At 58.1% G+C, this 12,051-nt stretch carries 15 protein-coding genes and 1 pseudogene; all 16 read right to left on the reverse strand.

Going from position 1 to position 12,051, the window contains the following annotated elements; translation table 11 throughout:
• Positions 1-108: 108 nt before the first annotated feature.
• The 16 genes and pseudogenes from ACTNBZ_RS01005 to ACTNBZ_RS01080 all read right to left on the reverse strand — a co-directional run bounded on the left by ACTNBZ_RS01005 (position 109) and on the right by ACTNBZ_RS01080 (position 12,051).
• Positions 109-348: a helix-turn-helix domain-containing protein gene (locus tag ACTNBZ_RS01005; protein ID WP_441207887.1), complete on the reverse strand. Its 240-nt coding sequence runs from the start codon at positions 346-348 to the stop codon at positions 109-111.
• Positions 349-548: 200 nt separating this feature from the next.
• Positions 549-1,227, reverse strand: a pseudogene (locus ACTNBZ_RS01010) (DNA cytosine methyltransferase); the annotation flags it as partial.
• Positions 1,224-2,123 (reverse strand): conjugal transfer protein TrbL family protein, encoded by a 900-nt coding sequence (locus ACTNBZ_RS01015; RefSeq protein ID WP_087295596.1) that lies wholly within the window; start codon positions 2,121-2,123, stop codon positions 1,224-1,226. The pseudogene ACTNBZ_RS01010 and the gene ACTNBZ_RS01015, both read right to left, overlap by 4 nt.
• Before the next feature lie 95 nt (positions 2,124-2,218).
• Positions 2,219-2,644 (reverse strand): hypothetical protein, encoded by a 426-nt coding sequence (locus ACTNBZ_RS01020; RefSeq protein ID WP_087233694.1) that lies wholly within the window; start codon positions 2,642-2,644, stop codon positions 2,219-2,221.
• A 9-nt stretch (positions 2,645-2,653) separates the two neighbouring features.
• Positions 2,654-3,001, reverse strand: a complete 348-nt coding sequence (locus ACTNBZ_RS01025) for a DUF3852 domain-containing protein (protein WP_087295600.1) — start codon at positions 2,999-3,001, stop codon at positions 2,654-2,656.
• Between the two features lie 22 nt (positions 3,002-3,023).
• Positions 3,024-4,337 (reverse strand): hypothetical protein, encoded by a 1,314-nt coding sequence (locus ACTNBZ_RS01030; protein WP_441207779.1) that lies wholly within the window; start codon positions 4,335-4,337, stop codon positions 3,024-3,026.
• A gap of 510 nt (positions 4,338-4,847) precedes the next feature.
• Positions 4,848-5,432, reverse strand: a complete 585-nt coding sequence (locus tag ACTNBZ_RS01035; RefSeq protein ID WP_441207780.1) for a DUF6550 family protein — start codon at positions 5,430-5,432, stop codon at positions 4,848-4,850.
• An 83-nt stretch (positions 5,433-5,515) separates the two neighbouring features.
• Positions 5,516-6,049 (reverse strand): TadE family protein, encoded by a 534-nt coding sequence (locus ACTNBZ_RS01040; protein WP_330610158.1) that lies wholly within the window; start codon positions 6,047-6,049, stop codon positions 5,516-5,518.
• Complete coding sequence (locus ACTNBZ_RS01045; protein ID WP_087295606.1) at positions 6,046-6,441, reverse strand: DUF4320 family protein; 396 nt, start codon at positions 6,439-6,441, stop codon at positions 6,046-6,048. The genes ACTNBZ_RS01040 and ACTNBZ_RS01045 overlap by 4 nt, the downstream gene beginning before the upstream one ends.
• Before the next feature lie 11 nt (positions 6,442-6,452).
• The gene (locus ACTNBZ_RS01050) at positions 6,453-7,325 is read right to left on the reverse strand and encodes a secretion protein F (RefSeq protein WP_441207781.1); all 873 of its coding nucleotides are present in this window, start codon (positions 7,323-7,325) and stop codon (positions 6,453-6,455) included.
• Positions 7,326-7,329: 4 nt separating this feature from the next.
• Positions 7,330-8,259: a type II secretion system F family protein gene (locus ACTNBZ_RS01055; protein WP_441207782.1), complete on the reverse strand. Its 930-nt coding sequence runs from the start codon at positions 8,257-8,259 to the stop codon at positions 7,330-7,332.
• On the reverse strand, positions 8,256-9,752 hold the full coding sequence (locus ACTNBZ_RS01060; RefSeq protein ID WP_441207783.1) for a type II/IV secretion system ATPase subunit: 1,497 nt from the start codon (positions 9,750-9,752) through the stop codon (positions 8,256-8,258). The genes ACTNBZ_RS01055 and ACTNBZ_RS01060 overlap by 4 nt, the downstream gene beginning before the upstream one ends.
• The gene (locus tag ACTNBZ_RS01065) at positions 9,752-10,558 is read right to left on the reverse strand and encodes a ParA family protein (protein WP_441207784.1); all 807 of its coding nucleotides are present in this window, start codon (positions 10,556-10,558) and stop codon (positions 9,752-9,754) included. The genes ACTNBZ_RS01060 and ACTNBZ_RS01065 overlap by 1 nt, the downstream gene beginning before the upstream one ends.
• On the reverse strand, positions 10,555-11,379 hold the full coding sequence (cpaB, locus tag ACTNBZ_RS01070) for a Flp pilus assembly protein CpaB (RefSeq protein WP_441207785.1): 825 nt from the start codon (positions 11,377-11,379) through the stop codon (positions 10,555-10,557). The genes ACTNBZ_RS01065 and cpaB overlap by 4 nt, the downstream gene beginning before the upstream one ends.
• 10 nt (positions 11,380-11,389) lie before the next feature.
• Positions 11,390-11,797: a prepilin peptidase gene (locus ACTNBZ_RS01075; protein WP_441207786.1), complete on the reverse strand. Its 408-nt coding sequence runs from the start codon at positions 11,795-11,797 to the stop codon at positions 11,390-11,392.
• Positions 11,797-12,051 (reverse strand): DUF6133 family protein, encoded by a 255-nt coding sequence (locus ACTNBZ_RS01080; RefSeq protein WP_441207787.1) that lies wholly within the window; start codon positions 12,049-12,051, stop codon positions 11,797-11,799. The genes ACTNBZ_RS01075 and ACTNBZ_RS01080 overlap by 1 nt, the downstream gene beginning before the upstream one ends.

The following is a 12,051-nucleotide window of genomic DNA, read 5'->3' on the forward strand; positions in this document are numbered from 1 at the left end:
TGGTTCACGATGAACCGCCCCTGGGTCCAGCGAACGGGCGCAGTTCTCCCTTGGCGGAAGATTCAGAGAGTGGTTTGTACTACATTTTGGTACAAACCACTCTCTCTTTTATTTCACGGTATAGAGATTGGAGGTGCTGCTCCCATTCGGCCTGTGCCGGGAATCCTTTTGGAGATAGCCGCACTGCTCCAGATCGTGCAGCGCCCGCTTGACCGTGGAGCGGGACAGCTTCATGTCCGAGGCAATGGTCTTAATGCCCGGCCAGCACTTTCCCTCGGCATCGGAGCGATCCCGCAGGTACATATAGACCGCCTTCGCTCTGGAGGGAAGCTCAGTGTCGGCGTAAATCGTTCCAAGGTCTGCATCTGCATATTATTGGTTGCCATCAGGGCACCGGAAACGCCGTGCAGATCGATGCCCTCATCACGCTGGTTGATGTGGTACGCCTCCAGTTGGGTGGATCTGCCGTCCGGTGGAGCTGCTCCCGCCTGAATCTCCAGTGCCCGATTGAGCTTTCGGGGCAACTCTTTCCCGCGTTCAAAGGCTCTGCGCAGGATGCCCAGGCAGGCTTTCCTGGTCAAATAGTATTTGTCTGGCGGATCGTCCTGCAAAATCTGCGACAAGGAAGATCCTTTTTCTTCTCTGGGGGACACCCCAGTATTGAGCGTCAAGGCATCTCCACGCCAGGGAGAAATCAGCTCCCAATAGAATTCGCCCAGCAGGTTCCCAGCGCCCGGTGTCAGGTCGAGGGATTGAAACACCACTGACTTTAATTCGGACGATCTCCTCGAGGACGATCCGGAAATTCTCTCCTTTGGGTGTTCCGCTGGAGAAGGCTCCGGGCACATTCTCCCACACCATAAATCGAGGTCGTATATCGAGAGCTGCTCGGCCTCGTTGTCTATCTGCATCTCTCATCTCCTTTACGATTCGCACCTGTTCCATAAAAAGGCCGGAGCGTTCTCCGAAGATTCCGGCTCTCGCTCCGGCCACGGACAGATCCTGACAGGGAGAGCCGCCGCAGATGATATCCACCGGCGGCAGCTTTGCTCCGTCAAGCTTTGTAATGTCGCCCACATGAACCATATCGGGAAATCGAAGCCGGGTCACCTCAATGGGGAAGGCTTCGATCTCGCTGGCCCACACAGGAACGATGCCGTTGTGAACCGCAGCCAAGGGAAAACCGCCAATCCCGTCAAACAGGCTGCCCATTGTCAGCGTCTTCATTTGGCTACCGCCTGAACAACGGTCCTTGTGGTATTGACCGCAGCCTGGGCGGTATAGACTGCAGACATGATATTGGCTCTTGTGGTGGTATCCAGGCCAAAGGCACCGGCAATACGGGGGATCTCGCCGGCGGACAGCATCAGGCCGAGGCCAAGGAGGGCATGATCCTTGAATACCATGAGCCCGGCGATGAGAATGGTGGATTGCAGGAAAGCGGTCAGGCACAATCCGATGATCTGCTTGCACCATTGGATGAAACCATCCGTATAACCGCGTGGGACACTGAACATATAGAGACTGCCCACTGCGATTTGAATGAGCAGAATGCCGCCGCGCTTCAGGTTTGCAAAGAAGACCTTTATCACGGCGTAGGCCATCAGAATGATGCAGAATAAAAGCATGATCGGGCTGGTGATGGATGCGAAGCCGAAGTATGAGCCGGTGGTCATACCGGTCAGCGAATCGATGCCGCTGAGCGAATCGACGATTTCGGTCGCCGCCTCGCCGATGGAAGTGCCATACCCTGTGATCCCCGCGGTGAGGCTTGCCTGCAATGTGACGGAAAGCTCATAGAGCCGAATCGGCACAACCGTAAACAGGCTCACCGCCATAAAGCCCTTGATGGCACACAGAGCAGTTTCTTTGAGATTCCCTCTGCCGGAGGAATACTCGATGCCGCACTCAAAACAGGCCACCACAAGGCCGGTCACATAGAGCGCCCAGGCCAGATAAGAGAAAAACAGTACAATGCTCTGCACCCAGCTCAGTTCGAACAGCTCGACGCCCATGTTGCCCATCTCGGCGAAAAAGTTTCCAAGAAAGCCCATGACCTGTCCGTAGATCCAATCCACGATCTGACCGAGGATGGTGTCGGCAACAAAATCCCAAATAAACAATGGTTCGTTCACCTCTTTTCGGGGTGAGGCCGCACCAACTGCTTGGGATAAAAGGCCAGGGGCCGTACAGCTGGTACGGCCCCTGGGTCAGTTCTTTACATGGTCTGCTGCCACTGGGGGTCAGCGGTTTGGGCTTGCTCCTGAAACACCTCCAGATAATCCGATACCGCATCCGTGAGCTGCTGGTAGTCCTGACTGTTGGGATGGTAGACATACCAATCCGCTTTCCCGTAGTCATCCCAGATGTAGGGATTGATCCCATTGCGGAAGTTCGGGTTGCCGGTTTGCTTTTTCCCGAGAATGTCGGAAAGATTCAGAAGCAGCACATCCACCTGGCCTTCGTTCCGATTCAGAATGGAAACGCGAAGGGCATGGTATTGATTTGCGACGATCCCCGTGACGAACTGGATCTTTGCCCGATTCAACTCATCGAGACGCACATAGCAGGCCCGGCCTACATAGGTGGCGTCCGGATACTTTGGGGCAACGATCTTGTGAAGTTCTTGCTCGAAAAAGTTCATATACCCTCCTTAGATGCCAATGATGCTCCAGAGATACATGGGCGCAGTGAGGGTAAACACGAGGCAGGCAAACAGGATGGCGGGAGCCGCCCACTCGAACTGGCCGCTCTTGCGATACTCGAAATAGGCGGTTCCCAGCTTGGCAAAGAAGAAGACGGCCAGAATCAGGTCGATGGCGGGAAACACCACATTGTCGACCACCGACTTGATCTGGGTGGATGCGGTGGACCAGGTGCTCTCGACGGCGCCGGCCACATCCCCGGTACCTGCGGCAAAAGCTGTGGTCGCCATCAGGCAGGTCATTGCCAAGACCACGACCAGCATAACGATCAGGCGCTTATAGTTGAATTTACGCATAAATTCCCTCCGTTGTATGTTGTTAATTTGTGGGGGCGATATGCCAGTCCTCCCAAAGATCTCCGGAAATCCGGATGGAGTCCGTGAGGTTTAGCGACAGCATTCCCGCCGGTGTCCAGCAGTCCAGCAGCCAGGTGTATGGCGTATAGCTCCCATCGGGATACCATATCGGTGTGAAATGGGTCGGACGATTATAGGTGCTGTATGGATTGTCCTTGAAAGTGAAGGTGGAGCGTTTGCCGCTGATGCTTCGGTCCAGGAGCCTCCAAAAGCCCTCGTAGTTGAACTCCGGGAAATAGGTCACCGCATTCTGAGCCGCAGTAACTGCGGCGCTCTGTGTGGTGCTGACGCTGGCTGTAACGCTCTGCTGGATGCCGTATCCGCTCTTGAGCGTAGAGGAAGATGCCGTGGGCGACAGGCTGTCAGGCGTGATGACCATGGTTGCCGTCAGGCTGGCTGTGTAGGCGTTATAGTCAAATTCCCACCAGCCCTGATCCTCCCACCAGCCGTTGTCCACCCAGTGGTACCAGCGGTCCGTGTGGGATTTGCCCTCGCTGTCCGTCCACCGATCCGTGTGCCAGCACTTCTCCCAGTTTTCAACCCACACCCAATTCTCCTGCCACCAGGGAGACCAGATGCCCCAGGAGGCGGAGGTCACTTCTTCTTTCTCTGGGATGCTTACGAGGGAGAAGGTATCGTTTCGGTCATCGGCTACGGGATTGGGCGGGTCGTTGCCGTCCAGATCCACAATGTTGGCGGTGATGGTGCTTTGTGCTGTGCCTCCGCCCAGCACCCTGACCTGAATGGTGCAGACACAGGGTTCATCGGGGGTGTGCCACCTCACCCAGACCAGCTGGCTGTCGCCGTCCGGATAGTAGACATTGCTGACGGTATAGGTGCTGCCTTCGATCACAAACTGCACGGTGACCGGGTTGTCCGGGTCTGACTGCCCGCCGGACACCTCCACCGAGGTGATAACATCGGTGTCCACCCGGTATTCGTAGTCAAACTCATCCACCTCCGGTTCCTCCACCTCATCGTTGAAGCGGACGATGCCGATCCCCAGCGAGGAGATGATCTGCTCATTGCTGACCTTGCTGGTAGTGCTGCCTGACCACGCGGGATACCCGAGGTCGGCTTCCTCCAGGAAGATAGCGAGCGGGAGATTCTGATGGGTCAGCGATCCCATCCAATAGCGCAGGTCACCGCTGACCACCTGGTCGTACAAAGCAGCTTCGGTGGCTGTCATTGCAAACTGCTGTCCGTCATAATTCAGGTATGCAATCGGCTCGATGATAATCTTGTAGTCGCCATTGATCAATGTATCGAAGTCCATGCCGACATAACCTGCCAGAGAACGAATGACCTGTTCATCCGTGAAGTAGCTTCGGATGGCCTCAATACTGGCCGAAGATGACCCCGAGGAAATGATTCTGGGTAAACTCTGGGAGGGATTTCGATAGGAATAACCGCCCACAACCGGCGATAGCGACGCGCCTCCGTTATATGTGAGTTTGCAGACCTTCCCAAAGTGGATGATACCTGTAGAGGGCGTTTTGTTGGTGAGATCAACCGGCGTTGTCACAACAGCATGGCTTTCAGCGTTTATCACTGTAACTCTCACACCGTCCATACCGGGATTCCAATAGCTTGAAGAATTACCGCTGCCCATGTTGCCGCCACCACCATCGATATTTCCCTCGCCGGTGGCGGCAAACGCAGGCATGGTCGTTCCCAGAAGAAGAGCGAGGGATAAAAAGAGTGCGAGAATTTTTCTCATGCAGGACTCCTTTCGGCAAAAAAAGGGCGCAGCCGCTTCCGACTGCGCCATGGGGATGTGGGGAGCTTACTCGCCACCCATAATCCCAATCTTATTCCCGTTTTCATACATATCATCCAGAGTGCCGCCCTGATTCTCACCGCTGTTTTCCACATAGCCGAAGCCGGGTACATAGACCTGACCGGAGCTGTTGGTGCTTCCCGCGGCAGGCTCCGTTTCAGTGGGAGTCACTGTGGGAGTCTCCTCATAGGTGGGCGGCGCCTCATCCTCGGTCTTGCGCTCCTCCTCCGGCACATCCGTTCCGTCGTGGTCATCCGGCAGCGTGGTGGTGCCGGCGGGGGCTTCTGGTTTCTCAGGGGATTCCGGCTTTACGGGATCTGCCTGGATGGTCTGCTCCAGGCCGCTGGAGTCCGCGCCCTGGGCGGGATCGGTTTCGGATGCGTCCGGCGTTTCCACCTGGACATCCAGATCAGTCTGGCCGTTATTGTCGATATCCACATTGGGATCACCGCTCTGGGTGGGATCATCGGAAACCACACCGGAAGAAATGTCGGCACTACCGCCGAACCGGACGGCGATCCCAACGGCCGCCGCAACGCAGAGCAGGCAGCAGACGGCGATGAGGACGATCCTCTTTGTCTTGTCTGTCATGGTGTATGCCTCCTTGATATTATTCTTGTTAATGGGACAATACCACAGTTTTCTGTGGAAGTCTATTGAAAAGACCGGATGGCTCAGAAGAGAGGCACATATTTGGCCTCCGTGTGCAAAGTCATGCTGGCAGCGGGCAAAAGATTCCCCAGAAACCGGACGGGCACCTCCAGATGGATCTCCACCAGTGCGGTATAGCCCTCACTCTGGCCGGAACCGAGGCTGTTATTTTCCAGAACCACGGACAGGTCGGAGATGGTATATTCCACCTCGCCGTCCGAGATTTTCTGATACCCGCCCGCTGTATTTTCCAGACCGAGCGTTTCAGAGAGCTGGCCGTACACATCGCCGGTGTCGATGCTCTCATCCCAGCGGCCTGTACCGTCCGGATACCAGCCCGCGGCGTATCCCTCACGGACGGCGTGGTACACATCGTCATAGTTGTCATTGACGGTGGAGATGACCGCCTGCTGCGCGGCCTCCTTTACGCCTTGGGCAATGATCCACAGCCGACTGAACTCGGCAATGGCGCAGAACAGCATCAGCAATACCAGCACAATGGCAAGGATCATGGGGGTGCCCTCGCCGGAGCGGCGGCGAAAAATCGGTTTTCTCACTTCCAATACACCTCCGACTTGCCTGTGGCGGAAGCCGTCAGCGTGATCGGGAACGAGCCAAATCCACCGAACAGGCCGATATCCGTTTCCAGCGTCAGGGTCACGGTGACCTCGTCGTTGAGCTGGATGCGTCCGGTGGTGGACCACCGGATGTCGGGGTCAAGCCCGGTGCTATCGGTAAGCGCCGCCGCCCGGCGGGTGGTCTCCGTGCCAACCCGGCCGGCGATCTCCGCCTCGCGCACAAGCTCCACCGCATAGGTGTCTAACTGCTGTTTGGTAATGTAGACCGGAAGCACACGAACCACCAGCGCCAGCACCAGCATGGCGCACACCACCAGAACGCATACATCGATATAGCCTTCGCCGGAGCGCCGTTTCAGTATTTTTTTCATGGCGACCTCCTTTAGAACAGGTTTCCCAGAGAATTGACGATCTGGTATACGATGATGACGATGTAGGTCATCATGAAGCACATGAGCATGATGAAGCTGAACACCCGGATCTTGGGCGGGATCTTGGCGGCCTTGGCCTTGAGGCGCTGCAGTTCCAATGCCTTCAGATCGTGGGACAGCATCTGGAAGTACATTCGCCCGTCGTCACCCCGCAGTATGCCGATGAGGCCGCGGACGATGTCCGAAATGATGGCGGAACCCATTCTGGCCTCAAAGCGGATGAGCGCCGCTTCATAGGAGGAGGAACGCATATCCGCAGTCAGCACATCCAGCTCCCGACCGAAATCAGATCCGGCGTGTTTCTTGTAGTTTTCCAGAATCCGCAGGACATCCCGGCTGGCTGCCAGCTCCTGATGGATGGTGGCGACGAACCGGGGCAGCTCGCCCTCGATCAGCTCCATTCTGGCCTTGACCAGCTCATCCGCCCGGCGGCTCTCTTTGAACCAGGTCAGAACGGCCAGCACCACGATGAGGGGACTCAGAATGGGCAGGATCAGCAGGCACGGGATGATGCCGAGCAGGATGAGGCAGGGCTTCAAAATGGCGTAGGCCGTGTAGACCTGGGGCGTCATATCCAGCCCCGCCGCCGTGAGCTTGCTCTCCAGCCGGCGGTATTTGTATTCGTCCATTCGAATCAGCGGGGCCAGCTTCAGCGCCCAGCCGAGGATCAGCATCTCCAGAGCTTTGACCAGGCTCCGCTCCCGCCGTCCGGCGGAAATGAGCGCCCGTTCCGTGGCCAGTCTGGGAATCTTCAGAAGGTCGGCGAGGACGAAATACAGTCCGGCGGCCAGCACGGTCCCGAACAGAAATAAAAGTGCGCCCATTTCCTCACCTCCGATACTCAATGGGCTGCGTCAGCTTCACCACGAAGGCAAAGGACACGAATACGGCTGCGATGCAGACGGCGATGACCATCTGGCCGGGAACGGTGTCTACCAGGGTGTGGTACCAATCGGTGTTGATGAACCGCACCAGCGGAATATTGATCAGCACCAGAATCGCCATGGTGACGAATTCCTTGCGGGGGCCGAAAACCAGATTTTCCAGCTCTCCGTTGACCACTCTCATGTCCGACAGCTTGCTGACGATGGGAGTCAGGGTGCTTTTCAGGCTGCGGTCTGTCTGACACGCCATCACCGCTTCGCACCACTCCTGCCATACCTCATTGTCGATGGCATATTTCAGGTCATGAAGTGCGGCGTCCATGTCCGGGTCAATGTGCTTGATGCGGGTGAGGAACCGCTGGAACACATCCTGCACGGGGTGGTGCAGGTAGCGGATATTCTCCTCTACGGCCTGCTGGAAGTTCTCTGTTCTCAGGTAGGCGGTGGTGATGACTGACAGCGCCGTTTCCAGCTCGGCGGCCACATCCTTTTTGAAGCTGCCGGCTGTCAGCTTGACATACCAGAACGGCGCCAGCATAAAGCCGACGGCCAGCACAGGGACAAGAAAAGCATTCCCGGCAAAAATGGCAATGCAGGCGCCAAGGGCAAACAGTACCAGGGACGCCATGCACACCATGGGGAACTTCCCCTCACGCCCGGATGCGGCCAGCACCGCCTGCGCCTCTGTGATCTCCCGGCGGAAGAAGCCGGCCTTTTTTCGCTTGGTCGTCTCGTTGATATCCGCCCGGATGCTGCCGGGGGCGGCAGTCAGCCGGGAAAAGATGCTGTCGCTCATTTCTGCGGGTGAGATCCGCAGCACCATAAAAAGCCCAGCGATCATGCCGATGCAGGCGATCAGTTGGATCATTGTCATGCAGTTTCCTCCTTCCTCTGGATAAACTGCTCCAGCTCACCGCGGGGCATACCGTTTTCGATAAAGCGGCGCTGCAGGCTCTCGGACATCTCCTCGCACTTCCGGTGGTGTCCCTCAATGATGAACCGGTCGCCCTCCAGACGGTTTTCGGTGATATTGTACTCGTAGAGCTTGTGGAGCCGGCGGCTCCCATCCGGCAGGATCTCACATTCGGAGATGTTGGTGATGCGGCGCTCCTTGTTCTCCAGCTGGCGGCAGTAGACCACAATGGGATATGCCTCAGTGACATAGCCCATGAGCGTATCGTCGGGGGTGTCCACGGCCCGCTTGCACAGGGATACCATGCGGCGATAGGTGCCCTCGCTGGAGCTGGAGTGGATGGTAGTGAGAACGGCCACGCCCACGCGGGCGGCCTCCTGGGCGGCATTGGCCTCCGGGCCGCGCATCTCACCCACGGCGATGATGTCGGGATTGAAGCGAAGGGCGATGTCCAGCAGCGCGATCTGGTCGATGCGCTGCCGCTCGTTCTCACTGTCGCGGGTCTGGGTGTGGACGACGGAGTTGACCACCCTGCCGTTCTGCTCCCGGATGAGCTGAAGCTCACGGGAGCCGTCCTCGATGGTGAAGATCCGCTTGCGGTCGGGAATGGTGGACAGGAGCCAGCCTGCCACCGTGGTCTTGCCGGAGCTGGTCGCGCCTGCCACACAGATGGAGACGCCGTAGCGCAGGCAGGCGGACAGGAAATCCAGCATTTCCTCCGTAGCGGTGCCGCTGCCCACAAAGTCCTCCTTGGTCAGATTCTTGGGGTTGACGATTCGGATGGAGGCCGCGACGCCTGCGTCCTCGTCCAACACCGGGGTCTTGATGACCGAAACACGGATGTTCTTGGCCAGACGGGAGGTGATGATGGGACTGGCGTTGTCCAGCACCTTGCCGGAGTTCTGGAGCATACGGCGGATGACATTGGCCGCATGGTCCGGGGAGTCGAAGTGTTCCTCCAGCTTGACGGTGCGGCCGTCGGAATACTGGATCTCGATGTCGCGCCAGGAATTGATGTCGATCTCCTCGATGCCATCGGCGAAGATGTACTTGGTCAGAAACCCATATTCGGCCATCTCCGTATACAGGGCGTCCACCAGTTCGCTCTGAGTCATGCCGTCCACGGCCATGCGGTTATCCTGCAAATAGCGGGCGATCCGGCGCTTCATCTGCTCCTTGGCCTCGTCGCCGCCCTCCGTGATCAGGGTGGCATAGGTGCCGGAGAGGTAGGACTGCACCTGGCTGAGAACCTCCGCAAAGGGCATCCCCTTATTCTGGGGAGCGAAAAAGACATCGCTCGCTTTGGGCGCGACCTTGGTTTCCGCAAAAATAGCCCTTCCGGTATTTTCCTCAAAGGAGATGTCATGCACCCCGGCCTGCTCCTGCCTGACCTCCGCCGGGGCGGCGGACGGGGCCGTGGCGAACAACGAATTGCTTCTTCTGTCGCCAAGCATCAGAACACCTCCTTGCAGATTTTCTCGATCTCCCGGCGGAACGCCTTGCTGTCTTTCATGGAAAGATCATTCAGGAGCGTACCCTCCAGATACTGCTCCTCCAGCTCCTGGGAGTGCGGAAGCTGGAAAGCGACGCTCCCAAGTACCTGACCGATGCGGTCCGCCGCCTGGAGGGGCTTGATATTGGACGCTGCCTTGTACTGCTTATCCTCATCCCAGTGCAGTTCCCGAAGGAGCGGGAGCTGGCTGGACAGGTAGCCGATGGATTTCAGGTCGCAGTTGGCCAGCCGGAGGACGCTGTCGGCCTCCATGAGCGCCACGGCGGAGAGGATGTCATTGGCGATATAGCTGGAGCAGTCGATGACCACATAGGGGGCGATCTCACGCAGGCCGCGGATGAGCTCCTCTGCCTGCTGCTTGGTGCAGGCCGCATAGGTGTACTCGTTTTCCCCCTTGCGCAGCCCCAGCATGGTCAGGTAGGACAGCTTCTTGTGGGTGGTCAGGTTGTGCTTGATGAGATTCACGGAGATCCGCTGGGCGGCGAAGATGCTGCCCAGGGATTTGTCGCACTCCAGTTCAGAGGGCGGGCAGATGCAGGGCATCATAGGGGCGGTCATATCGCAGAGCAGAAGCGCCACATTTTTCTTCTGGGAGGCCAGATGCTTTGCGATCTTTACCGCAGTCACAGTTTTGCCGCAGCCGGGGCTTCCCCAGACGGCCAGGACTCCACCGCCGGATTCCTGGGTGATTTCCACCTCCTCCGGCTCGGTGCTGCGGTGAAAGAGGCTTCCTTTCATGAAGTTCATTCCGCAGCCGCCTCGCTCTCTGCGGCAGGATCGGCGCCCTCGCTTTCCCCGGTTTCGGTATTCTCAGTCGCCTCGGCAGTCTCCTCGGCTTCCGGCTCGGCGTACAGCTCCTCGATCAGAGCGTCCTGCGCCTCGATGAATGCGGAAGCGTTCTCGGCGGTCCCACGATAAACCAGCGCCAGATGCAGCTCGCTTTCCTGCTCCAGCCCGGCCAAAACTTTGGCCTGCTCGGTGGTCACCAGCAGGGTGACGGTGGAGGGCAGCTCTTTCTCATCCTCAATCGCCTCGCCGGTGTTGGCGTCATAGCCAGAGGAAGCGGTAACGGAAATGACCTCAACATACTGCAGCTCGGGCGGGATTACGGTTTCGCCCATGCCCTGATAGTCGGCCACGAGGACGGAAACGATGTCGCCGCTCTCCAGCTTGCCGGAAAGGCCGGTGGCGAAGCTCTTGATGGTGACTGAGATAGCCTGTTTGGTGCCGTCCAGATTGTACAGATAGGCATTTTCGGCGGCGGGTTCGTTGGAGAGCTTGCTGGCCAGAATGTAATCGCCCACCTTCAGGTCGGCGGTGGCATACTTGCCGATGACCTCGTCTTTTTCTGTCATGATGCCGGACGGCAGGTTATAGGCGCCCACCTCCACGGTCTGTACCATCTCGGCGGTAATCTCGTCGCCCTCCTTGATGTCGGCGGTGACGCGGACGATCTCAGCCTTCTCGCTGGCGCTGCGGCTGAACAGAGGCGTCACCCCGAAGCAGATGACGAGCGCCAGGAGGATACACAGCACACCGATCACGGTGCGGTTACGGAAAATCTTCATATAAGCCTCCTTATAAGAAATATGCGGGAATGAATCCTGCGGCAATGAACGGGACCAGTGGGCAGGTGAACCGGGTGGGGCGGTGGGAGAGCTTCAGGACAAGACTTTTTCCCAGCACAAACAGGGCGTAGCAAAAGGTGAACAGCGTAAGCCCCGCGAGAGTGCGGGAAAGGCCCAGCACAAACCCTGCTGACGCCGCAAGCACCGTATCCCCGGCCCCGTTTTTCCCAAAACCCGCCCCCAGATAGAAGGGCAGCCCTCCCGCAAGCGCCCCAAAAAAGGAGGCGGGGCTGATGGTGATCAGCCCCGCCAGCACGAGCGCCACACAGACCCGGTCATCCACCAGGCGGTGCCGGACATCATAGATGGAAGCACCTATCAGGCAGCCGCAGAAGACCAGCGCCTGCGCCCAGTGCATCAGCCGGCGTAGTCGAACATCTCCTGGATGCGCTGAGTCACGGTGGGCATGACCGTGTCGTTCAGCACAGCGTACAGGCCGGCCAGCACCAGGGCGCCCAGAACGACGGCGATCAGCACCTTGACGGCGGTATCGATATAGCCCTCGCCGGCGTTGCCGCAGACGGCGCGGCGGTGGAAGGCGGCGATGGAGGTCTGGCAGTAGATGGCGGCGGACTTGGCGGACTTGGCGATATTCTTGAACAGCTTCTTCAT

The organism is Pseudoflavonifractor sp. HCP28S3_F10, from assembly GCF_052065415.1.
In the GTDB taxonomy this organism is placed as follows: domain Bacteria; phylum Bacillota; class Clostridia; order Oscillospirales; family Oscillospiraceae; genus Pseudoflavonifractor_A.

Bases quoted from the DNA above. Each gene is read 5' to 3' on its own strand.
- ACTNBZ_RS01055 (WP_441207782.1), bottom strand. From the start codon at position 8,259: ATGACAATGATCCAACTGATCGCCTGCATCGGCATGATCGCTGGGCTT.
- ACTNBZ_RS01030 (WP_441207779.1), bottom strand. From the start codon at position 4,337: ATGGACTTCGATACATTGATCAATGGCGACTACAAGATTATCATCGAG.
- ACTNBZ_RS01050 (WP_441207781.1), bottom strand. From the start codon at position 7,325: ATGGGCGCACTTTTATTTCTGTTCGGGACCGTGCTGGCCGCCGGACTG.
- ACTNBZ_RS01025 (WP_087295600.1), bottom strand. From the start codon at position 3,001: ATGCGTAAATTCAACTATAAGCGCCTGATCGTTATGCTGGTCGTGGTC.
- ACTNBZ_RS01075 (WP_441207786.1), bottom strand. From the start codon at position 11,797: ATGCACTGGGCGCAGGCGCTGGTCTTCTGCGGCTGCCTGATAGGTGCT.
- ACTNBZ_RS01020 (WP_087233694.1), bottom strand. From the start codon at position 2,644: ATGAACTTTTTCGAGCAAGAACTTCACAAGATCGTTGCCCCAAAGTAT.
- ACTNBZ_RS01045 (WP_087295606.1), bottom strand. From the start codon at position 6,441: ATGAAAAAAATACTGAAACGGCGCTCCGGCGAAGGCTATATCGATGTA.
- ACTNBZ_RS01080 (WP_441207787.1), bottom strand. From the start codon at position 12,051: ATGAAGAAGCTGTTCAAGAATATCGCCAAGTCCGCCAAGTCCGCCGCC.
- ACTNBZ_RS01065 (WP_441207784.1), bottom strand. From the start codon at position 10,558: ATGAACTTCATGAAAGGAAGCCTCTTTCACCGCAGCACCGAGCCGGAG.
- cpaB (WP_441207785.1), bottom strand. From the start codon at position 11,379: ATGAAGATTTTCCGTAACCGCACCGTGATCGGTGTGCTGTGTATCCTC.
- ACTNBZ_RS01035 (WP_441207780.1), bottom strand. From the start codon at position 5,432: ATGACAGACAAGACAAAGAGGATCGTCCTCATCGCCGTCTGCTGCCTG.
- ACTNBZ_RS01060 (WP_441207783.1), bottom strand. From the start codon at position 9,752: ATGCTTGGCGACAGAAGAAGCAATTCGTTGTTCGCCACGGCCCCGTCC.